21 protein-coding genes are annotated in these 22,776 nt (G+C 45.1%); 18 read left to right on the forward strand and 3 right to left on the reverse strand.

The window, feature by feature from the left end:
- The first annotated feature begins 74 nt into the window (after positions 1-74).
- From H8S84_RS05870 to H8S84_RS05890, 5 genes are all read left to right on the forward strand, one after another.
- The gene (locus tag H8S84_RS05870; RefSeq protein WP_187066308.1) at positions 75-1,007 is read left to right on the forward strand and encodes a phosphate/phosphite/phosphonate ABC transporter substrate-binding protein; all 933 of its coding nucleotides are present in this window, start codon (positions 75-77) and stop codon (positions 1,005-1,007) included.
- A 256-nt stretch (positions 1,008-1,263) separates the two neighbouring features.
- The gene (locus tag H8S84_RS05875) at positions 1,264-1,704 is read left to right on the forward strand and encodes a hypothetical protein (RefSeq protein WP_187066309.1); all 441 of its coding nucleotides are present in this window, start codon (positions 1,264-1,266) and stop codon (positions 1,702-1,704) included.
- A complete protein-coding gene (locus H8S84_RS05880) occupies positions 1,688-2,368 on the forward strand; it encodes an SCO family protein (protein WP_187066310.1) in 681 nt (226 codons plus the stop codon). The genes H8S84_RS05875 and H8S84_RS05880 overlap by 17 nt, the downstream gene beginning before the upstream one ends.
- Complete coding sequence (locus tag H8S84_RS05885; RefSeq protein WP_187066311.1) at positions 2,355-2,768, forward strand: c-type cytochrome; 414 nt, start codon at positions 2,355-2,357, stop codon at positions 2,766-2,768. Before H8S84_RS05880 ends, H8S84_RS05885 begins: the two co-directional genes overlap by 14 nt.
- Positions 2,769-2,915: 147 nt before the next feature.
- Positions 2,916-4,082: a sigma-54-dependent transcriptional regulator gene (locus H8S84_RS05890; RefSeq protein WP_187066312.1), complete on the forward strand. Its 1,167-nt coding sequence runs from the start codon at positions 2,916-2,918 to the stop codon at positions 4,080-4,082.
- Between the two features lie 106 nt (positions 4,083-4,188).
- Here H8S84_RS05890 and H8S84_RS05895 read toward each other — a convergent pair whose 3' ends face one another.
- Complete coding sequence (locus H8S84_RS05895; protein ID WP_187066313.1) at positions 4,189-5,109, reverse strand: zinc-dependent peptidase; 921 nt, start codon at positions 5,107-5,109, stop codon at positions 4,189-4,191.
- Between the two features lie 287 nt (positions 5,110-5,396).
- On the opposite strand from H8S84_RS05895, the gene H8S84_RS05900 reads away from it, so the two are divergent.
- Positions 5,397-5,987: a hypothetical protein gene (locus H8S84_RS05900; protein ID WP_187066314.1), complete on the forward strand. Its 591-nt coding sequence runs from the start codon at positions 5,397-5,399 to the stop codon at positions 5,985-5,987.
- A 73-nt stretch (positions 5,988-6,060) separates the two neighbouring features.
- Here H8S84_RS05900 and H8S84_RS05905 read toward each other — a convergent pair whose 3' ends face one another.
- On the reverse strand, positions 6,061-8,469 hold the full coding sequence (locus H8S84_RS05905) for an alpha-ketoacid dehydrogenase subunit alpha/beta (protein ID WP_187066315.1): 2,409 nt from the start codon (positions 8,467-8,469) through the stop codon (positions 6,061-6,063).
- Between the two features lie 195 nt (positions 8,470-8,664).
- Here H8S84_RS05905 and H8S84_RS05910 point away from each other — a divergent pair, with 195 nt between their 5' ends.
- The 7 genes from H8S84_RS05910 (at position 8,665) to H8S84_RS05940 (ending at position 17,407) form a co-directional block, all read left to right on the forward strand.
- The gene (locus tag H8S84_RS05910; protein ID WP_187066316.1) at positions 8,665-9,447 is read left to right on the forward strand and encodes a DUF1573 domain-containing protein; all 783 of its coding nucleotides are present in this window, start codon (positions 8,665-8,667) and stop codon (positions 9,445-9,447) included.
- Between the two features lie 240 nt (positions 9,448-9,687).
- Positions 9,688-10,800 (forward strand): alanine dehydrogenase, encoded by a 1,113-nt coding sequence (gene ald / locus H8S84_RS05915; RefSeq protein ID WP_187066317.1) that lies wholly within the window; start codon positions 9,688-9,690, stop codon positions 10,798-10,800.
- A gap of 387 nt (positions 10,801-11,187) precedes the next feature.
- Entirely contained in the window at positions 11,188-13,059 is a 1,872-nt protein-coding gene (locus H8S84_RS05920; protein WP_187066318.1) for an LTA synthase family protein, read from the forward strand.
- Positions 13,060-13,287: 228 nt separating this feature from the next.
- Positions 13,288-15,048, forward strand: a complete 1,761-nt coding sequence (locus H8S84_RS05925; protein ID WP_187066319.1) for a sodium:solute symporter family protein — start codon at positions 13,288-13,290, stop codon at positions 15,046-15,048.
- A gap of 303 nt (positions 15,049-15,351) precedes the next feature.
- Complete coding sequence (murB, locus tag H8S84_RS05930) at positions 15,352-16,368, forward strand: UDP-N-acetylmuramate dehydrogenase (protein ID WP_187066320.1); 1,017 nt, start codon at positions 15,352-15,354, stop codon at positions 16,366-16,368.
- An 87-nt stretch (positions 16,369-16,455) separates the two neighbouring features.
- Positions 16,456-16,890 (forward strand): DUF5004 domain-containing protein, encoded by a 435-nt coding sequence (locus H8S84_RS05935; RefSeq protein ID WP_187066321.1) that lies wholly within the window; start codon positions 16,456-16,458, stop codon positions 16,888-16,890.
- A gap of 94 nt (positions 16,891-16,984) precedes the next feature.
- Positions 16,985-17,407: a hypothetical protein gene (locus tag H8S84_RS05940; protein WP_187066322.1), complete on the forward strand. Its 423-nt coding sequence runs from the start codon at positions 16,985-16,987 to the stop codon at positions 17,405-17,407.
- 61 nt (positions 17,408-17,468) lie between these two features.
- Here H8S84_RS05940 and H8S84_RS05945 read toward each other — a convergent pair whose 3' ends face one another.
- A complete protein-coding gene (locus H8S84_RS05945) occupies positions 17,469-19,865 on the reverse strand; it encodes an endonuclease MutS2 (protein WP_187066323.1) in 2,397 nt (798 codons plus the stop codon).
- Between the two features lie 170 nt (positions 19,866-20,035).
- On the opposite strand from H8S84_RS05945, the gene H8S84_RS05950 reads away from it, so the two are divergent.
- The 5 genes from H8S84_RS05950 to H8S84_RS05970 all read left to right on the forward strand — a co-directional run bounded on the left by H8S84_RS05950 (position 20,036) and on the right by H8S84_RS05970 (position 22,715).
- Positions 20,036-20,494: a YhcH/YjgK/YiaL family protein gene (locus tag H8S84_RS05950; RefSeq protein WP_187066324.1), complete on the forward strand. Its 459-nt coding sequence runs from the start codon at positions 20,036-20,038 to the stop codon at positions 20,492-20,494.
- A 102-nt stretch (positions 20,495-20,596) separates the two neighbouring features.
- Positions 20,597-21,022, forward strand: coding sequence for a hypothetical protein (locus H8S84_RS05955; RefSeq protein WP_187066325.1), 426 nt, complete (start codon positions 20,597-20,599; stop codon positions 21,020-21,022).
- A gap of 79 nt (positions 21,023-21,101) precedes the next feature.
- Entirely contained in the window at positions 21,102-21,329 is a 228-nt protein-coding gene (locus H8S84_RS20095) for a RidA family protein (RefSeq protein WP_230407052.1), read from the forward strand.
- A gap of 353 nt (positions 21,330-21,682) precedes the next feature.
- Positions 21,683-22,129, forward strand: a complete 447-nt coding sequence (locus H8S84_RS05965; protein WP_187066326.1) for a DinB family protein — start codon at positions 21,683-21,685, stop codon at positions 22,127-22,129.
- 94 nt (positions 22,130-22,223) lie between these two features.
- Positions 22,224-22,715, forward strand: coding sequence for an SRPBCC family protein (locus H8S84_RS05970; RefSeq protein ID WP_187066327.1), 492 nt, complete (start codon positions 22,224-22,226; stop codon positions 22,713-22,715).
- Positions 22,716-22,776: the final 61 nt, after the last annotated feature.

Below are 22,776 nucleotides of genomic sequence, written 5' to 3' on the forward strand. Positions count from 1 at the left end.
AGAAACACTGCGCTACCGCCTAAATACGTATACATTAGCTATCTTTGTACATAGAGTGCTATGGAACACAAATTATGAAAAGCTCCCTCCTACTACTTTGCATGTTGCTTATACTTTGGCCTTTGCAAAGCACTGTGTTTGCGCTGGCTCCAAAGGCCAAGAGGGTGCTTGTGGTAGCCACTTATACCTATGGCGACAACGACAGGCTAGCGAATATACAACCCATAGCCCTGCAAATGGCCAAAGCCTTAAATGCTACGCTGCGGCTTAAAAGCTATCCCTCTGTTGGTGAGTTAGTGGAAGCTATGCGTAGAGGCGAAGCTGATGTGGCTGTGATGAATACCTTCGGCTATCTACTGCTGCAAACCGACTCTATACCACCCGTCATCCCACTTGCCGCCTTAGAAGTACCGGAAGAGGCATTAAACGCCTACACTTCGGGGCTTTTCGCAAGCAAAAAGTCGGGCATTACAAGTATAAGCCAATTAAAAGATAACCCACAGGCTTACTCCCTGGTATTTGCCGGCAGGCACTCCACATCAGGTAATCTGATACCGAGGCTTTACCTCAGTTCTTTAGGAATACATAACCCCGAAGAGCAGTTTGGGCAGGTAGATTTTTTGAACAGCCACGCTAATGCCCTGCAGGAGGTAATAGGCGGCAGTTCAGATCTAGCAGCTTTGGGCACCGGAGAGTATAAAAAGCAACTGGAAAGCGGTAAGTTAAAGGAGAATGATGTAAAGCTGCTCTGGAAATCTGAGGGTATACCGCAAGGCCCTATCGTCTGCAAAGCAACAATGCCAGCCAGGCAACAGAAAAAGCTGCTCAAGGTGCTGCTGCTCGCCCACGAGAAAAATCCTGAAGCCATTGTACAGCTAAAACGCGCCTGGACCGAAGCCTGGGAAGCCGATCATTTTGTACCAGTATCTGAGAGTTACTATAAAAATATAATTGAACTAGCCGGCAGCAGAGATAACCTCCGGAAGGTGCTGCAGCAGCATTTGTAAATGCACAGCTATTGCTCCGGCCGTATTTCGGTAGCAAGACTTCGGGTTTTACAGCAACTGATCCCGAATGCAGGAAAAGATTTGTGGCTGCGGCCGCCTTTTTACTCCCAGCCTATCTGCTAAACTACTTCCCATTGCTTTTGCACATCCCGCCTTGCAGCCGTACCTTTGCTATATGCAGTGCATCAACACAGCTTCAGTACCACCATACTATCCAAAGTATAAAAAGTATAGCCTTTCTTTACCTGGCAAGCCCATGAAATACATCCTTCTTATAATCAGCCTTGCACTTGCCATACTTTGCAGCTGCAGCCAGGTCCAAAGTCCCGAAGAGCAGCAGGAGACGTTGGAGCAGAATGTGTTGGCCGTACACGATACGGCCATGGCTAAAATGGAGGACATTTTTAAACTGCGCAAAAGCCTACGCACCCTCCGCGATACCCTGGAGACACAGACGCAACCAGACTCTGCCATACTTAATAACCTGCAGCAGCACATACAACTGCTTAACCGTGCCGACGAAGCCATGATGGGATGGATGCGCCAGTATAAAGCTCCGGCTGCCGACATGCCAAATGAGCAAGCCATAAACTACCTGCAGCAGGAAATGGTTAAGATAAAGAAAGTACAAACCCTTATGGACAGCACCATCAATGCTGCCCAAGCAACCTATAACTCCTATGATCAGAATAAATAAAGCATCGCTGAGACAGTATACATTGCCTTTAGCAACTGCCTTGAGTATCGTCTTTTTTACGGCCTGCGATAGCAGCACTAATGAGGGTACACTGCCAATTTATGGAGAGCGTGAACCGGTGGAGCGTACAGTAGATGGTAAAACAGTAGTTGATACAGTTTACCACACTATTCCCGATTTTGCCTTCGTAAACCAGGACAGCCAGCGCGTAACCCAGGAAACAGTAGCAGGCAAAGTATACATAACAGACTTTTTCTTCACAAGCTGCCCTACCATCTGCCCAAAAATGAAAAGCCAAATGTTACGGGTATATGAGGCTTATAAGGATAACCCTAATGTAGTGCTGCTCTCACACTCCATAGATCCTACACACGATACGGTGGCCGTTTTAAAAGACTATGCTGACAGGTTGGGAATAGAGACGAACAAGTGGCACCTGCTTACCGGCGACAAAGACAGCATTTACGCCATTGCCGAAGAGTACCTGGCTGCCGCGCAAGAAGATGCCGGTGCTGCAGGAGGCTTCTCCCACTCCGGCGATTTTTACCTCATAGACCAGCAGCGTAGAATAAGAGGCCACTACAACGGTACTTCAGAAAAAGATGTAGACCGATTGATAAAGGATATCCCGGTGTTGCTGAACGAAAAAAATGGCCAGAAATAAACTTATAACGATAGCTGCGGCAGGCTTGTGTCTCACCACCTTTACCCAGTGCTTTACAAACAAGAAGAACGAGGGGCAGCGTCTTTATGAGGCCAACTGCCAGAGCTGCCACATGGAAGACGGAAGTGGCCTTCGGGGTGTGATCCCTCCTATTGCCGGTGCCGACTACCTGGAGAAGCACCGCGACGAACTGCCCTGCCTGATCCGGCATGGTATGGAAGGACCTGTTACTGTAAACGGCAAGGAGTATAACCAGGCCATGCCGGGTGTAGACTTGCGCGAAGACCAGATCACCAACCTGCTTAACTACATCCAGACCAACTTTGGCAATAACAACCAGCGCTATACGATGCCGGAGGTGGAGCAACTGCTGGAGGCGTGTCCGCCTAGCAGGAAGTAGTGGTTGTGATCATGCCAGGCTTCAAAGTATAAACTTGTAACCTCCCCCGCTCTAATCCAGTTAAAACTGAAATCCTACAGCAATGCAGCCGCAACCTTGACAAGCGGTTGTTTATTTCATATACTTAGCTGACATTTAAATAAAACTATGCCCAAAATTCTGATTATAGACGATGAACGGGCCATCCGAAGCACGTTAAAGGAGATTCTTGAGTTCGAGAATTATACTGTAGACGAAGCCGAAGACGGTGAAAAAGGACTGCAGTACCTGAGCAAGAACAAGTATGACGTGGTGCTCTGTGACATTAAGATGCCTGGTATGGACGGCATTGAAGTGCTTGAGAAAGCCATGGAAATCACCCCGGATACGCCCTTCATCATGATATCGGCGCACGGCACCATAGATACTGCCGTGGAGGCCACCAAAAAAGGCGCCTACGACTTTCTGCAGAAACCACCGGATCTGAACCGCCTGCTGGTAACTGTACGTAATGCGCTGGATAAATCGAACCTGGTAACGGAAACGAAGATCCTGAAGAAGAAGATCTCCAAAACCTACGAAATGGTAGGCCACTCTCCTGCCCTTACCAGGGTAAAGCAAGCCATCGAAAAGGTAGCCCCGACAGATGCACGCGTTCTCATTACCGGACCTAATGGATCTGGTAAGGAGTTAGTAGCCCGCGCCATACATGAGCACAGCAACCGCAGCAACGGACCTTTGATAGAAGTAAACTGCGCTGCTATACCAAGTGAACTGATAGAGAGTGAACTGTTTGGCCATGAGAAAGGCTCTTTTACCTCTGCTGTAAAACAGCGCATTGGTAAGTTTGAGCAGGCCAATGGCGGCACCCTGTTTCTGGATGAGGTAGGTGACATGAGTCTGTCGGCGCAGGCCAAAGTGTTGCGTGCCCTGCAGGAGCATAGAATTACCCGTGTTGGCGGCGATAAAGATATTCAGGTGGATGTGCGCGTATTGGCGGCTACAAACAAGAACCTGCTGGAGGAGATTGAAGCAAAGAACTTCAGAGAAGACTTGTACCACCGTTTAGGGGTTATCCTTATTCACGTACCGCCATTGAACGAACGTCGCGAGGATATCCCGGATCTGATAAACAAGTTTCTGAATGATATTGCCAACGACTACGGCAACAAGCCAAAAACCATCACACAAGATGCCTTGGAATACCTGAAAGAATTGGACTGGCGAGGCAATGTGCGTGAGCTGCGCAATGTGGTAGAGCGCCTCGTGATCATGAGCGGAACTGAGGTTACCCTTGATGATGCCAAAGCCTATGCAAGACCGGTAGTGTCTTAAGAGGCTACAATTTATATTTAAAAGGCCACTGCAACTTAGGTTGCAGTGGCCTTTTCTTTTTTCATGCTTAGTCCCAGCTCTGCCAAATGCTGAACAAGCAAAAAGTCTATGCCGCCTTACTTTTGTCTAAGCAGCAGTTTTTATATTTCTCACCGCTACCACATGGGCAGGGCTCATTGCGGCCGAGGCGCTTACCGTAGGGGTTAAGCAGTTCTCTAAAGTTAAGCCTGAAACGGCGCTTCGGGTTCTGCTTGAATATCTTTGTAAGCAACTCATAAAGCTTGGGGTGTTTCTCTGCCAGCTTATCCGGTTTCTCGAAGAAGTACTCTGTTACCACAGCAAAAAACTCAGCCTCGCTGGTAGCGCCATAACTGTCAATGTCAGAGTTGCCTGTTTTTATGCTTTTGATCTTACGATACATCAGTTCCTGCCACGGCTGCACCAGTTCTGCCGGCAGGTAAGCTTCAGGGGTTCCATCTATCTCCCCATCGGCCTGGTCAAGCATATGGGCAAATTCATGTATACCTACGTTCTTGCGATCTGCCATGTCGTTAAAGCCACGTTCAAGAGCAGGCTTAGACAGTGTTACATAATGGTCGTTCTGGAAAGGATTTACCCGCCCCAGTGTTTCCGACACCGCCTCCGTGTCCTGATCTTTAAATCGCTGTATACTTCCCGGAAATACAAATACCTCTCCCAGGTTATGGTACTCCCAGTCCTGGAAGCCAAAAATAGGTATGATGGCACTAGAGGCAACAAGTACTTTGGTTAGATCATCAACCTCTACCTGTATACCCGTAACTCGTTTCTCTGACAAGAACAGCTGCAGCATCTTTTCGAAGCGGTTTCTGTCTTCATCGGTTTTCAAAGTATGGTAAAAGCCTACTCTATCTGTTAAAATCTTGCGCCACTCCACCGGAAAGTCCTGATTAAGCACTTTCTTGCGCCTTCGCTCTTTGCGAGTGGCCCATCTATAAAAAAGCAGGCACATGCCTGCTACCAAAACAAAAAACACAATGTATCCCATGGCATGTATAAACGTTCGGAATGGAAGAAAGATGTTCTACCCCGGCCTGACGCAGCTTAATTTCAACCTAACAAAAGTATAAATCCACATCGGTTTGGCATTAATGAAACAAAGTAAAAAGAATATAGTTACAGGGGTACACTGCAGCATTTTAATACTGCTAACGCCTTGCTGGCAGAGCGTTTATAATTGCTTTCCGTTATAAGAAACAGCCAAAAGAAATTACAACAAATCATATATTATATGCGTTTGTTTATTAAATTTAGCTTCATATTCTGAGAACCTACATGAGATACCTGCTAAAGTATGGTGCAGCCCTTTCTTTTTTGGCTATAGCTTTTAGCTCTTGCCGTGAGGAGCCAAATTACCCTGATGCACCCGAGATTGAATTTAAACGGGTTGATGTAAACTACACAAAAGAGTTTGGTATAACTACCGCTAATATGACCATTGTAGTAGGCTACCAGGACGGCAATGGGGATCTGGGTCTGAGGCCGCTTGTAACTACCCCAGGAAGCTCTGATCCTGACAGCAAGGCACCATTCAATTCAGGTTCTCCTTACCAAAATAATTTTATAGCTGATCTGTTTATCAAAAAACCAGTGCAGGGAAGCCTAAAAGACTCCGCATTTGTTAAATATCAACTCCCAGTAGCGGGTTTTAATTTTAGTGGGCGCTTTCAAAGGCTTACAAACGACGAGCGGGCAGAGCCATTAGAGGGTGAGATCAGGTATACGCTGAACAGTATCACTGATGAGTTCTTTAATCCGGGTGATATCATCAAATTCCAAATCTACATCTACGACAGAAACTTACCCGTACCCAATAAGAGCAACATTGTAGAAACAAGACCGATAAAGCTGACTTTTAAGGAATAACGGTTGTTGCAAAGTATAAAAGAAAACCCCGTCAATCTGCATTGACGGGGTTTTCTTTTATACTTTGATATACTTAGTAGATCTTTGGAAAAGCCTCCGGATCTGCCTCATTCAGCATTTCGTAAACAGTCTCGAACACATCCTCTGCGTTTGGCTTAGAGAAATAGTCTCCGTCTGATGAATATGGAGGGCGGTGCGCTTGTGCCGACAGACACTGCGGTTTAGAATCCAGCCATCTCCAGGCTCCCTGCTCGTCAACTACCTGCTGCATCATAAATGCTGTAGCTCCGCCTGGCACGTCCTCGTCTGTAAACAGCACCCGGTTCGTTTTGCGGATAGAGTCTGTAATTACATGCTCGATGTCGAATGGCAATAACGTCTGCACGTCGATTACTTCGGCAGAAATACCAAACTCCTCTAGTTGCTTGGCAGCCTCCATTACAATGCGGCACATAGAGCCGTAGGTAACAATGGTGATGTCTTCGCCTTGCTTCAGAATCTCCGGTCTGCCAATCGGCACTGTAAATTCAGCAATATTGTTTGGGATACGCTCTTTTAAACGATAGCCATTCAAACACTCAATAATAAGGGCCGGCTCGTCAGACTTCAGCATCGTGTTGTAAAAACCAGCTGCCTGTGTCATGTCGCGCGGCACCAGCACGTGCATACCTCTGATGCTGTGCAGGATCATACCGATCGGTGAACCTGAATGCCAGATACCCTCTAATCTGTGGCCACGTGTACGCACAATAAGCGGAGCCTTCTGGCCACCTTTGGTGCGGTACTGCAAACAAGCTACATCATCTGATAAAATCTGGATAGCATACAGCAGGTAATCCAGGTACTGAATTTCTGTGATCGGGCGCAGGCCACGCAATGCAGCGCCTATACCCTGGCCAATGATCGTGCACTCACGGATACCTGTGTCGGTTACGCGTATCTCGCCATACTTTTCCTGCAAGCCTGCAAAAGCCTGATTTACGTCGCCTATAAAACCTACGTCTTCGCCGATGGCAAACACACGCGGGTCGCGGGCAAGTATAGCATCGAAGCAAGCCTGTAGCACTTCGCGTCCATCCACTACAGGTGAGTTCTCGTCAAATTCAGGCTTTACCTCCTCTACCAGCAGCGCCGACTCATCGGACTGGCTGAACAAGTATGAGTTAAAGCGATCCGCGTTCTCGCCCATCGTTTGCTCCAACCACTCCACCAGTTCGCGTTTAGCCTGGTTACGCTCATCGCGCACATAGCGCAGGGCACGGCGCACGGCTCTAACCGCATCGCTGCGAATTGGGGTGCTTACTTTGCGAAGCTCTTCTGTGATAGTGGCAACTTCTGTGATGTGTTCGCTAGCAGTAGCCAGATTTTCCAGCAGATGCAGCGCCTCTTCATGATTTGCTTTAATGTCATTAGCAAAAGCATTCCAGGCATTACCTCTGGCAATTTTAACAGCATCTTTCGCCTCCGCCTCAATGTTATCTAATTGTTCTGCGGTAGCTAACTCGTTATTCAGTATCCACTCACGCATCTTTTTAAGGCAGTCAAAATCAGCCTCCCACTCTAAGCGCTCTTTTGACTTGTAACGCTCATGAGAGCCTGAAGTAGAGTGCCCCTGTGGCTGCGTAAGCTCTTCTACGTGCACTAGTACCGGCACATGCTGCTCACGGCAAACGCGCACAGCTGCCTCGTACGTTTCGCAAAGAGCTGCATAATCCCAGCCTTTTACTTTAAATATTTCGTAGCCTTGCTCTCCTTCGGCGTTGCGCTGGAAACCGGCTAATATTTCAGAAATGCTTCCTTTGGTGGTCTGGTACTCGGCTGGCACAGAAATACCGTAACCATCGTCCCAAACTGAAACCAGCATAGGCACCTGCAGCACACCACCGGCATTTATCGCTTCAAAGAACATCCCCTCTGAGGTAGAGGCATTGCCAATGGTACCGAAAGCAACCTCGTTTCCGTTTACTGAGAAGTTATTCTGGCCCTGTAGCTCCGGGTTATGACGATACAGTTTAGAGGCATAGGCCAAACCAACCAGGCGCGGCATTTGTGAAGCTGTAGGAGAAATATCGGAGCTTGAGTTTTTACGCTCTGTCAGGTTGTTCCACTTGCCTTCGTCGTCGAGTAAGCGGGTACCGAAGTGGCCGTTCATGGCACGGCCGGCTGTTGATGGCTCTGCGTCTACATCGGTGTGGGCGTATAACTGGGCAAAATATTGCTGCAGCGTTAACTCTCCAATGGCAAACATAAAGGTTTGGTCGCGGTAATAGCCGGAACGGAAGTCGCCGTTCTGAAAGAACTTAGCCATTGCCAGTTGCGCTACCTCTTTACCGTCTCCAAAAATACCGAACTTAGCTTTGCCCATGAAAACCTCCTTACGGCCTGCAAGGCTGGCCTGGCGGCTTTCCCACGCAATACGGTAATCGGTTAATATTTCTTCAGCTGTTAGTCTCTGAGTTATAGATGCTTCAGCAGTTTGCATGTTTTCTATTTTAAACCAAATGAATTTGTTGCAGTCAAAAGTACAGAAGATTCGCCTAAAATCAAATTAAGGCCTATTTAGCACTAAATTGGCACAATTGTAGCACTATTATTTTTGTTAAAAGATTTTATATATTTGCCTTATCCGGGTTAATCCGAAAATATTTTTACTAATTTTTTTGCTTTCTTTAAGCACATGAAAAGAAATCTTTACTTATTATTGCTACTTTGCTTTATATTTGTTGTGGGCACGGCAAATGCGCAGGGCGAACTCAAGTTTGAAAAAGAGACGCACGATTTCGGTACAATTGCCGAAGGCACCCAGGCTGCTTACGAGTTTAAGGTTAAAAATGTAGGCAACCAGCCTGTAATTATTTCGGCGGTACAGCCCTCTTGCGGTTGCACCACTCCTGATTGGACCAAAGATCCGATCTTGCCTGGTAAAACAGGGGTAATTAGGGCAATGTACAACAGCACGGGCCGGCCGGGTCCGTTTCATAAGTCCATCAGCGTTACGTCTAATGCAGCAACTCCTAATCAGGTTTTGTACATAAAAGGCGAGGTTGGACCAAAAGATTTGAAAACTAGCTACACGCCGGAACAAAAAGCAATGTCGCCGCGTTTGGCAGTTGGAAGCACAAGTTATAACTTTGGAAAACTTGAAAAAGGCCAAAAAGCAGTAGCTAAATTCACGGTAAAAAACACCGGAAAACAGCCGCTGGTTATACAGGGTGTAAAGACAGCCTGTAATTGTGTAAGCTTCCAGGTTTCGCAACCATCATTAAAGCCCGGACAAACGGCAACTTTGGAACTCACTTACGTTCCGATGATGTTAAAGGAGCAAAATGAGGTAGTAACCATAATTTCGAATGATATTGTAATGCCAGACCTGAAGCTAACGCTAAAGGCAAATGTAGTAGAGAGTCTGGCCTCAAAAAATATGTTAAGGGAGGGCAATCAGCCGGTACCTTTCAGATAGTTTTTTTCATAGTTTTATTTTGTACTAATGGCAGTGATTTTATCGCTGCCTTTTTTCATTTATAGAAGTCTGTGTTCGTACATGCTTCACAAAAACAATTGCACTCTTTTTTTGTATTTTCTTCTTAGTTATCAACCACTTAACAAGCTCTCGTTAATTGCCCTTTTATTTCCATTAACTTATGGTATATTTGCGCAACTTTAACAAAAACCAACACATTTACTATAAATTAAGAACGACATGATTATTGGTGTTCCTAAGGAAATCAAGAATAACGAGAACCGTGTAGGTGTTACTCCTGCTGGTGTAGTAGAGCTGGTGCGCAATGGCCACACAGTTTATGTACAGGCTACTGCCGGTGAGGGTAGCGGTTTCTCAGATGATCTGTATGAGTCTGCGGGTGCCACTATTCTTCCAAGCATTGAGGAGGTTTACGGCATTGCTGAGATGATCATTAAAGTAAAAGAGCCAATTGAGTCTGAGTACAGCCTGATCAAGGAAGACCAGTTGTTGTTCACTTACTTCCACTTTGCATCTTACGAGCCGCTAACACACGCAATGATCAAGCAAAAGGCTGTTTGCCTTGCTTACGAGACAGTAGAGCGCGCTGACAGAAGCCTTCCTTTGCTTGTTCCAATGTCAGAGGTTGCCGGCCGTATGTCAATTCAGGAAGGTGCTAAATACCTTGAGAAGCCACTTAAAGGCCGTGGTATCCTGCTTGGTGGCGTACCAGGTGTGCGTCCTGCCAAAGTTATGATCCTGGGTGGTGGTGTAGTAGGTACAAACGCTGCTAAAATGGCTGCCGGTATGGGTGCCGACGTAACTATACTTGACACGAACTTGGCAAGACTTCGTTACCTTGATGATGTAATGCCTGCCAACGTGAACACTTTCATGTCGAACGAATACAACATCCGCGAGCTACTTTCTACACATGACCTTATTATCGGTGCAGTGCTTATCCCAGGCGCGAAGGCTCCACACCTGATCACAAGAGACATGCTGAAGGAAATGCGTCCGGGTACTGTAGTAGTAGACGTAGCTGTTGACCAGGGTGGTTGTATCGAGACTTGTACGCCAACAACGCACGAGAACCCGACTTATATCATTGATGACGTGGTTCACTACTGCGTGGCTAACATGCCAGGTGCAGTGCCTTATACTTCTACGCTTGCGCTTACTAACGCTACCCTGCCTTATGCTATTCAGTTGGCAAACAAAGGCTGGAAGCAGGCTTGCGCCGATAGCAATGAGCTGAAGCTGGGCTTGAATGTAGTTAAAGGCCAGGTAGTGTACAAAGGCGTTGCTGAGGCATTTAACCTGGATTACACTCCAGTTGAAAACGTATTGTAAGCTTTAGGCTTTTATAACTATAAGGAGCGCCTTTCTGACACACGTCGGGAAGGCGCTCTTCATTTATGCCGAATTTTGATTGTATCTTTGTAGTTGGTTTGTGGGATAAGTTACAGTTATGGGCTCATAACTACTCTGATGTGGTCAATCTAAAGAGATAACTCAGTAACTTGTCATCTCGACCTTTGGGAGAGATCTCGATAGAATTCTTTTGAGCAAACCTTAAATAGATTTCTCGCGGTGTTCGAGATGACAGATAGGCAAGTTAAATATATTGAGAGGCAGAAGAGGTAAAGCACCAGGCTAACCTACTCTCATATTAGAGGGATTAGTTTAAAATAACATTGCAGCCATACTTCAGCTGCAATTGAATACATAAATTACTTGATGATCGACAGTTCTTTAAAGTTGATGCTGCGCCGGTTGGGATTGCTCCTGGTGGTATATATGCTGCTTAGGCTCCTGTTTTATGCTTTTAACTACAGCACTTTTGGAGAGGCCACAGCTGGCAATACGTTATTGGCATTCCTCTATGGCCTCCGCTTCGACTTTGCGGCTATCTCCATCATTAATGCTCCTTTTATACTTTTATCGCTGTTCCCGTGGGGCAACACCCTTAACCCGGTTTACCAGCGCGTGCTAAAAGTATGGTTTATACTTACCAATGCTCCCTTTATAGCCCTGGCACTGGTAGATGTCGAGTTCTTTAAGTTCATAGGCAAACGCTCCAGTAACGAAGTAGCCACCATCACAGCCGATATCATGGACCAGTTGGGCCAGTTGATGCAGAATTACTGGTTTATTGTGCTGGGATTTATACTTGTGGTGTACCTGCTGGCAAAAGTATACCCATCGTTAAAAGAGCCTTATACTTTCCAGAAGAATATATTACTGCGTGCTATGCGCCTGCTGTTTATGGCAGCGCTTGCAGTGCTTGCCATACGGGGTGGCTGGCAGTTGAAGCCGCTGCGCGTGAGCCACGCCTTTATACTTGAACCCGCAGCTCTGGGTCACTTGTCGCTTAACAGTCCTTTTACTTTTATAAAAGGTATCGGGAAGCCACAGCTGGAGCTGAAAAACTACTTCCCTAACCAGGAAAGTTTACTTGCCGCCATGGCTTTTGATCCGGCAAAGTATAGCCAGCAGAACGGAGAGCCGCTAAACGAGAATGTGGTTGTAATTATACTGGAGAGTTTTGCTTCAGAGTATGTCGGGGCCCTCAACAATGGGCAAGGCTATACTCCTTTCCTGGACTCGCTGGCTACGCAGGGGATACTTTTCAAAAATGCCTTTGCCAATGGCCGTAAATCTATCGAAGCGCTGCCTTCGGTGTTGTCTGGTATACCTTCGCTGATGCAGGAGCCATACATAACGTCAGCATATCAGGCGAACAAACTACACGGTTTAGGCACTGTGCTGCAGGATGCCGGTTATAAGACAGCTTTTTTTCATGGAGCCGCCAATGGCACCATGGGGTTTAACAACTTCTCGAAGCAGGCAGGCGTGCAGGAGTATTATGGACTTGACGATTACCCATTAGAAAAGCGTGCAGAAGATTTTGACGGCCTCTGGGGTATTTTTGATGAGCCATACCTGCAATATGTAGCCCATAAGTTAACGGACTATAACAAGCCTTTCTTTGCCACACTTTTTACCCTGAGTTCTCACCAACCTTACACGGTGCCTGCCAAGTATAAAGGTCGTTTTCCGAAGGGTGAGTTGGAGATACATGAATCTATTGGCTATGCTGACCATGCTCTGCGTGAGTTCTTTAAAACAGCCTCTAAGCAGCCCTGGTATAACAACACCCTGTTTATACTTACTGCAGACCATACCCAGAAAAGTATAGCTCCGGCCTATCAGAACGAGCTGGGTTATTACCGTGTGCCGCTGCTACTCTTTCATCCAGGTAAAAAATTTGAAAGTATAAACCCAGAGCAGGTTGCCCAGCACACTGATATTTTCCCTACCATTGTTGATTACCTGAATATCAACACAAACAAGGTACTGCCATTTGGCAACTCTTTACTGGACACCACAACCAATGGCAGCGCTATACTTTATAATGGGAACTCCCACTTTCTGGTGCAGCAAAATGGAGTAACAGAGCTAACTGCGGACGATCAGGTACGATTTTATACTTTCCCTGATTTCGCGCCTGCTCCCTCCCCTACCCCTAATGCCGAACAACAGCTAAAGGCCTATGTGCAATATTTCAGAAGCGGCTTGGTGAACAACAAGCTTTACTTAGAAGACTAATGAGTTCTGAGTCTCATGTTCTGGGTCAGGATCTGGATATTACTTGTCAGACACAGGACTTTATACTTGAAGCTGACTTTGTTGCTTAAGAGAATGTAATTCGTAATTCGTAATTCGTAATTCGTAATTCGTAATTTATATTTCCTTTTCTTAATTTACGCTTCTTATTGCAGGCTTCAATATTAAAAACTGCAAAATCAGGCATCTTTCACCCTTAAAGCACACAGCATGCACCTCGATTTAATCGACTGGATTGTAATGGCCGTTTTCGCCATATTGATTTTAGGCATCGGTATAAGTTATACAGGCAAAGCCAGCGGCAGTTTGGCCAACTATTTTCTTGGTGGCCGTAACTTAACCTGGTGGGTAGCCGGCACCTCTATGGTGGCCACTACGTTTGCCGCCGACACACCGCTTGCCGTTACAGAACTGGTGGCCCAGAGCGGCATCTCCGGCAACTGGCTTTGGTGGAACATGCTTTTGGGTGGTTTGCTTACTACTTTCTTCTTTGCCAAGCTATGGCGCCGTGCCGGTATCATCACCGACCTTGAATTTATCGAGATGCGCTACTCTGGCAAGCCTGCTTCCTTTTTAAGGGGCTTCCGGGCTATTTACCTGGGCATTTTCATGAACAGCTTAATTATTGGCTGGGTAAACGTTGCGCTGATGTCCATTATCGAGGTTTTCTTTGAAGTACCAAAGTCTGAGCAGCTGTTTTACGTGGCTATTGCGATGCTGGTGGTGGTTACATATTCATCCTTGTCAGGTTTATTAGGTGTTGCCATAACCGACGTGGTGCAGTTTGTAATTGCCATGACAGGCTGTATCATACTGGCTATACTTGTTGTAAACTCCGAGCAGATTGGAGGCATTACAGGCTTGAAGGCTAAATTGCCAAGCTGGTCTTTGGATTATTTTCCGAGTGTAGGTACTGAGGGGGCCACGGCAACAGGTGTAGCAAAATCGCTCACGCTATCTTTGGGTGCCTTCCTGGCATTTACTACGGTACAGTGGTGGGCCAGTTGGTATCCGGGCAATGAGCCTGGCGGTGGCGGTTACATTGCCCAGCGTATGATGAGTACGAAAAACGAAAAGCACGCTCTATACGCAACGCTTTTCTTCCAGATCGGGCATTACTGTATTCGTCCTTGGCCATGGATCATTGTGGCACTTTGCGCGGTGGTTTTATACCCTGATCTTTCTGCTGCCGATAAAAAGTTAGGTTACGTAATGGCTATGAAAGACTTTTTGCCTGCAGGTTTAAAAGGCTTGCTGCTTGTTGCCTTTTTCGCGGCCTACATGAGTACCATCTCCACGCAGCTTAACTGGGGTGCTAGCTATATCATCAACGACTTTTATGGCCGTTTCATCAATAAAGAGGCTAATCAAAAGCAGCTGGTGTCAGCCTCTCGTATTACTACGGTTTTACTTATGATCGTTTCTTTGGCCGTAACCACTCAAATTACCTCTATCTCTGCTGTATGGGCCTTTATTATGGAGGCCGGAGCCGGACTGGGCTTGGTACTTATACTTAGATGGTACTGGTGGCGCATTAACGCTTGGAGTGAGATTGTAGCAACCATTGCCCCGTTCATTGCCTTCGGTGTGTCTAAATTTATACTTGGCTGGGAGTTTCCAGACAGCTTCTTCCTGACTGTGGCCTTTACTACAGTTGCCTGGATAGCAGCTACCTATTTAACACGCCCTACGCCAATGACAAAGCTGCACGCATTTTATGAAAAGATTCAGCCGGATGGTGCCTGGGCTCCTGTTCGTAAATCGCTGGGCTTGCCAAAGCCAAGAACAAAGGTGTTTCATTTGCTTATCGGTTGGATTTCAGCAGCTGTTATGGTGTACTCCACCCTGTTCCTGATCGGTGACCTGATCTTCCAGAACTATGCCCGCTTTGCCATGTGGCTTGCTTTTGCCGTGGTAGCCGGATTTGTGATGGTTTATACTTCCAAACGCATCAACTTCTTCCAGGACTGATTCTGAGTTAGAGCGTTTGGGAGTTAGAAAGTTTCTTATCTCCCAACTTCTTAAAGACCTGTGAGTGCCTACAGAAAGTATGAGTGGAGCAGTTGCCTCTGCTCATACTTTTTTGCTTTAAATAGTGTTGTTCAACAGAAGTTTATCCCCTTATAACCTCCGAGGAGGGCAATTTTCATTAATTACTTCTGCTTCTGCACTTATAGTTATATCTTTTTAACTCCCAAACGCTCCAACTCACAAACTCCTAAACGCTTTAACTTTCTAACTCCTATCCTTACCTTTGCATTAAACTTATCGCCTATGAAACTGCAGTCCGATTATTCTCTTAAAGCTTACAACACCTTTGGCATTGATGTAAAGGCAAAACTCTTTGTGCAGTTTAGCACCGTGCAGGAGTTGCAAGAGCTAATGCAGATGCCGGAGCTACAGCAGGAAGAGAAGTTAGTACTAGGTGGTGGCAGTAACGTGCTTTTTACAAAAGATTACGACGGTGTGGTGATGCGCAACGAGATAAAAGGCATTGAAGTACTGCGCCAAGACGATGAGCATGTATATGTAAAAGCAGGAAGCGGCGAAGTATGGCATGACTTTGTACTTTATACTTTGCAGCATAACTGGGGTGGACTGGAAAACCTTTCGCTTATACCTGGTTCTGTAGGCGCTGCTCCCTTGCAAAACATTGGGGCTTATGGCGTAGAGCTGAAAGATGTGTTTTACGAATTGGAGGCTGTAGAGATAGCAACCGGCGAAATTAAAACCTTTGACAATGACACCTGCCAGTTTGGATACCGTGAAAGCGTATTTAAGAACAAGCTGAAAGGCCGGTACATTGTAACAGGCGTAACATTTAAATTAACCAAAGAGCACCGGATAAATACAAGCTACGGCGCCATCCAGACTACCCTGCAGGAGATGCAGGTACAACAGCCAACAATACAAGATGTTAGCGCCGCGGTTTGCCACATCCGCAGCACAAAACTCCCTAACCCTAAAGAAATAGGCAACGCTGGTAGCTTCTTTAAAAACCCAGAGATTCCATTAGAGCAATTCGAGGTCTTAAAGGCGCAATACCCTACTATCCCCTCCTACCCTGTTACAGAAACAACGGTTAAGGTGCCAGCCGGCTGGCTGATAGAGCAGTGCGGCTGGAAAGGCAAAATGATTGAGAACTACGGTGTACACAAAAACCAGGCATTGGTGCTGGTAAACTATGGCGGCGCCAAAGGGGAACAGGTGCGCAAACTGGCCTTTGATATCATTGATTCTGTTGAGCAAAAGTTTGGCATCAGACTGCATCCGGAAGTAAATATCCTATAGTTTACATTGAAGTATAAAAATTCAGTTATATAGGCTCAACCTTATTTGCATAGCTACGATATACAAGGATATTTACAAATCGTATCTATGAACAGAAGAGAATTATACTCACTCCTTTTTGCCCTTTTAACCCTTACTATTTTTAGCAGCTGCGGCAAAGACGATCCTAAACCTGTAACCAAAACCGATTTACTGGTAGCGAATGAGTGGCGCGGAGACCAGGTAACGGTAAATGGTATTGATGTATCGAATCGACCCGAGGTAACCGGCCAGATAGGTCAGATAAAGACTGTGCGGCTTAAATTTAACCGAGACGGTACTTATACTGCCAAATACATGACCAATATGGGCGAACAAACACAAAACGGTAATTGGAGCTTTAACCAAGACGAAACCAAAATGACGTTTGAGCTTTACGGGGAAGTAGAAGTAAAAACACTTACAGAAAATAATCTTGACCTAACGTCTAAGATTCCTTTCCAGGGTGTGCTATTTAATGCTGAAATAAAGTTTGTGAAGTAATTTTGAAGAAAATTATTTAGGATTTTCTTTTTTATTTACAACTTTAAAAACTTTAAGTTAAATCGGATTATTCAACTTGTTAAGATATCGCATCATGAACAAAATTAAACTTTTGACCTTTCTTTTTGCCACCTTAATTATTACAACATTAACAAGCTGTGATAAGGACGATGATAAGGAGCCAAGCAGAACAGCCCTATTAACTGATCCTACATGGCAAGGAAACAGAGCCTTTATAGATGGCCAAGATGTAACCAGTTTCATTGATATTGATAATACGTCTTTCAAGTTTAAGACAAATGGCACGTATGATATTGTCTTGACTGGTACATCAGAAAACGGGACTTGGGAATTTACTAACAATGAGCAAAAGTTGCTGTTAGATAAGGGTACAGATAGTGAGTTACCAGTAGATATTTTAAGGCTGACAGATGCTAACCTAGACCTTAAATGGACTCAGGAAGATGAGGATACTGGTGAAATGTATACAGTTGAATTGCGCTTTATAAAGAAGTAATCTTATCAGATAAAATAGAAAAGGCTCCTACTCGGGAGCCTTTTCTATTTTACAGAAATTTTTATTTTAGCACAGCTAAGGTAGCACCATTACCACCGCGTTCTTCGGCTTCGTTGGCTACGCTTACCACCTCCGGGATAGAGTATAAATAATCGCGTACTACCTGCCGTAGTACGCCGTTTCCCCGGCCATGTACGATCTTGATCTCCGGTATGCCCAGCATAATGGCTTCATCCGTAAAGTTCATTACTTTGTTCAGGGCATCTTCAGCATATTCTCCCCTAATGTCTAACGTAGAGCCAAAGTCTGCCATGCGCTGCGTCATGTTCATGCCACGGGTATAGCCTTCTTCAGCTTTGGAAGCCGCCTTTTTCTGCTTGGCTACCTGCCCTTCCAGCTTCTCCAGGTTATCTACCTTTACAATCGTTTTAAGGCCACCGAATAGTACCTCTGCAGTTTTGCCTTTTATACTTACCACCTGGCCCACAGACTCCTGCCCTACCAGCGCCACGTTGTCACCTTCTTTTATACTTGCGTTGGCAAAGCGTTTGTGCGCAGGGCGCGGTTCTTCTTTGCGTACTTGTTCATTAGCAAAAGTTTCCAGTTCACGACGTGCTTCTTTGGTCTGCTCTTTCTCGGCCTGGCTCTGCTTTATCTGCTGTATGGTAGCCTCTATCTTCTGGTTAGCATCCTTTAACAGCAGCTTAGCCTTGCCTTTGGCCTCGCGCATAATGTCCTGCTTGCTCTCCTCAAGATAATTTTTCAGATCGCTATACTCTTTCACGTTGCGCTTCAGCTTCTGCTCCAGTTTGGTGGCTTCCATCACCTTCTTTTCCAGTTCCTGCTTTTCGGTTTCGAGTTCTTCCAATAACCTGTCGTAACGTATCTTGTCTTTACCTACCAGGCTGCTGGCTTTGTCTACGATGGCTTTAGGCAAACCAATTTTGCGTGCAATCTCGATGGCAAACGACGAACCCGGCTTACCGATCTCCAGTTGGTAGAGCGGCTGCAGGTTTTTGTGGTCGTAGCGCATGGCACCGTTTATAATGCCCGGTGTTTTCTCGGCAAAGTTCTTCAGGTTGGTGTAGTGCGTGGTGATCACACCGTATACTTTGCTGTTGTTTAGCGTCTGCAGCACCGCCTCGGCAATGGCACCACCCAGCACAGGCTCTGTACCCGTACCAAACTCATCTATCAGCACCAGGCTTTTATGGTCGGCCACCGTCACAAACTTTTTCATGTTGGTGAGGTGCGAACTATAGGTACTCAGGTCGTTTTCGATAGACTGCTCATCCCCAATATCGATAAAAATATCGTGGAAAACACCAGCCTCCGAGCCGTCCTCTACCGGAATCAGCATACCGCACTGCACCATGTACTGCAGCAGGCCTACTGTTTTTAAGCTTACCGATTTACCACCGGCATTTGGCCCTGAGATTAGCAGAATACGTTGGTCGCGGTTCAGCTCCAGGTCCATGGGCACGGTTGGCTTGCCCACTTGCCTGTGTGCCAGGTACAGCAGCGGGTGCATGGCTTTACGCCAGTTAATGTGCGGATACTTTTGCAACGTTGGTCTGGTCGCCTCTACCCTGCGGGCAAATGCCGCCTTTGCCCTAATAAAGTCCAGCAAGCCGAGGTATTGGTAAGCTTTGCGCAGTTCCGGAATATGGTGGCGAAGCGTGTTGGTTAAGCCTATAAGTATGCGGATCAGCTCACGGTGGTAAGCGTTCTCCAGGTCTTTAATATCGTTGTTGAGTTCGAAAATAGACTCCGGCTCAATGTATACCGTTTGTCCGGTAGCTGACTCGTCATGAATCAGACCTTTGATGCGGCGCTTGTGCTCGGCAATTACAGGAATTACCAAACGGCCACCACGAATGGTTGGCTCCACGTCGGATGGTGTCCAGCCTTCGTTTTTTGCGTGCTTGATGATGGACTGTATCTGCTTGCGAAGTATAGCCTGCTGTGAGATAAGGTCGCGCTTCAGGCGTTGCAGTTCCGGGGTGGCATCATCGCGTACGGCACCGGCATCGTCTACTACTTTATCCAAAGCCGCAATCAGAGAACGCTCTACAGTTACGTTGGCACCTAAGGCTTTCAAAGCTTCATACTTTCCTTCTTCGGAGTTAGATATAAAGCGCAGCGAGTCACGAATCGTACGCAGCGACATCTTTATCTCGAAGAAATGTACCACGTCCAGGTAAGCACCTTCCAGGGTTGCCCTGTCGAGGTAAGCGTTTACATCGAAGTAGTGCTGCAAAGGTATTTCCGCGTCGGACTCCAGCAGTTGCTTGAACTCGTCGGTTTGCTGCAGGAGGCGGTCCACCAGGTCGTGGCGGTTGAGGAATTGCATGCGGTTTACGAACTGGCGCCCCAGCGGGCTAAGGCACAACTCGGACAACATCTCACGCACCTGCGCAAACCCAATTTTTATTTCGAAATTATCTGGATAGATCAATGTTAATCTTTTAATTTAAGGCAAATTTAGCATTTAATAACAAGTATAAGCAGGTGTTTTGTTCGTTTTGGCAACCTTGTTTTTGACAAAAGAAAATGTGACAAATGACAAAAGAACTCTTCATCACTTTTAACTCTCTAACTTTCTAACTTTTTAACTCTCTAACTCAAATGGTTCTTGATAAACTCGCTAACGCACAGCGTTACTACACGTTGCACCCACGATTCGAAAAAGCGTTTGCTTACCTCCGCGATACAAATTTGGCAACGGAGCCAACCGGTTTGCACGAAATAGAGGGCAAAAAGCTATTCGCCATCGTATCGGAGGGTAAAGGAGTAACCGAGCAGGAGTATAAGCTGGAAGTACACCGCAAGTATATTGATATACAATTCATAATTTCAGGCACCGACCGTATGGGCTGGAAAGACCTGGCACAATGCGATGCTCCCAATGATTCCTACAACGAAGAACGCGACGCAGCTTTCTTCCCTGACAAGACCAACAGCTGGTTCGATGTACCCGCCGGCTCTTTCACTATCTTTTACCCTGATGATACCCACGCCGCCATGGTTACCGGTGAGAGTGTAGTAAGAAAGGTAGTGCTGAAGATTGCGGTAGAGTGTAAATAGTAGATTTGTTCTGCCGATTACGCTTATCCGTTGAAATCAACAAAAAAGCGTACGTTTATTATGTTTAGCCGGTAGTTAGCATTAATAATAAAAATAGATTGAATGTCTTTCAACCCAAGAAACATAGCTTTTTTAATCATTAGTACTTCCTTGGGTTGTGCTCAGGAAAAGACACCCGCAAAATTCTATTATTATGACGCTTATAAAGAAGCTAAGAATATAGAAATCGATAATACTCAAAAAGTTTATCAGCTTAACGTAAGTAAATTTGACCCTGATTCAGTAGAAATATCATTTATCAAATTCCATTCTATATCCTGCCCACTAGATGGTATTGTTACCCAAGTATCGGATACGATTTACTTGGACTTCGGACAAAAGTGCGATCCAAATGAAACTGCATTTATCACAGAGGCTGCAAAAATTAAGTTTATTTGGAAATTAAAGCTTAAGAACCCTGATAACTACAAGTATATCCCAAGAGGAATTGATTTCGAGTCTGGAGAAACTTGGCTTTTTGAAAAGTAAAAATATAAAGCTAACCACGCCTATACGGCAGCTTTGCCGCCACATAGCCAAGACCGTTTTAAGTAAACTTAATTAGTCAATGACACCGAAGGAAAATTTAGAGAGATTCAATTATAAGCTACCTAAAGTCTCGACACCAGGTGGAAATTATGCATCTGTAAACATTCGTGGGAACATAGCATACATAGCAATCCAATTTCCGATATTTAACGAACAATATCTTTATCAGGGAAGGCTAGGAAATGAAATCTCAACTGAAGAAGGCTACAAAGCGATGGAGCTATGTGCTCTAAATGTGTTAGCATAAGTTGATCAAAAGGTTGGATTTGAACGAATAATAGGACTAAATCATATTGATGCTTATTTTCAATCAGGAGAAGATTGGGATGACTCTCCCAAAGTAGTCAATGGTGCTTCCGATTTGTTTATGAAGATTTTGGAGAATAAAGGCGAGCATTCAAGAGCAATATTTGGAGTTCATAAACTGCCGAGAAACTTTAGTGTCGGATTAACAGCAACATTCACGGTAAAAGAAGAATAAAACTTCTCATAACCAAGTCATAAGTCAAACTTCGGCTACGCCTCCTTCACACGACGTCTCAGCACGTTGTTTAAACGGGACAGTTGTTTGGAATTAATTACAAAATAAATCAAACATAGATGGTTGATGAGCTAATTAAGATTTATGATCGAGATATCGATCGGCTTCAATATGAGATTGAAACATTTGATCAAGAAGACAATCTTTGGAAAACTATGGATGGCATTTCAAACTCTGCCGGAAACCTGTGTTTACATTTGATAGGCAACCTGAGGACTTATATTGGTAAAAATATGGGTAACTTCAGTTACACACGAAATCGGGATGCTGAATTCAATTCAAAAGATATTCCTAAGCAAAAGTTGATCGAGCAAATTGATGAAACTAAGCATATTGTTTTAGGAACCTTAAGGAACTTGGAAGCGAAGAAACTAGAGGAAAATCATTTAGAAGATGTTTTAGGTTTCAAAATGACCAACCGCTTTTTCCTGATCCATTTGGCTGCTCATCTATCTTACCATTTGGGACAAATAAACTACTTAAGGAGAATATTAGAGAAGAATTAAGCAGAAACCAGTAAGCTAAAAGCAAAGCTAGGGCTGTTGCTTTACTAATACTAAGTTCTCATTAAAAAGTAATTTACCTTAATCCTTCGAAATAATGAAATCAGCAGCCAAAAATATGATTGATGTTACTCACTCTATAGTTGTTCATCAAAATATAGAACAAGTTTTTGACTACCTCTCCGACTTAAGACACGATAAAGAATGGAGAGAAGAGATAAATACTACAACAGTTGCAGATACAATTCCAGGGTTGAACACGATCGCAGTCGAAGACTCATTTTTATCTAAACGTGTTCCGAATTACATCAAAAAGCTACAGTGTACAGAGTATGTAAAAAATGCCAGCGTAGTTTATCAGACATTCCCCGATAATGATTTCTTTCTGAGAAGTAGCCGTAAAGTTGAATTACTATCGGCGAACGAGACCCGAATTATATATCAACTTGAATTTCATAAAGCCATTGTAAAATTTGGCCTTGGTTTCAATCTACCAGCTTTTATTGTTGCATTGGTGACAAGAACAGCCATGAAAAAGTACATGAATAAATTAAAGAACATATTGGAAAACGAGGTAGTCTATAATTGAAAACGCTCGGTTTTTAATTATAAGTAGAATTATTTCTTCAGCTGTCAGATTTGATTGGAAA

It is taken from the genome of Pontibacter cellulosilyticus, from assembly GCF_014306105.1.
Classification (GTDB): Bacteria; Bacteroidota; Bacteroidia; order Cytophagales; family Hymenobacteraceae; genus Pontibacter; species Pontibacter cellulosilyticus.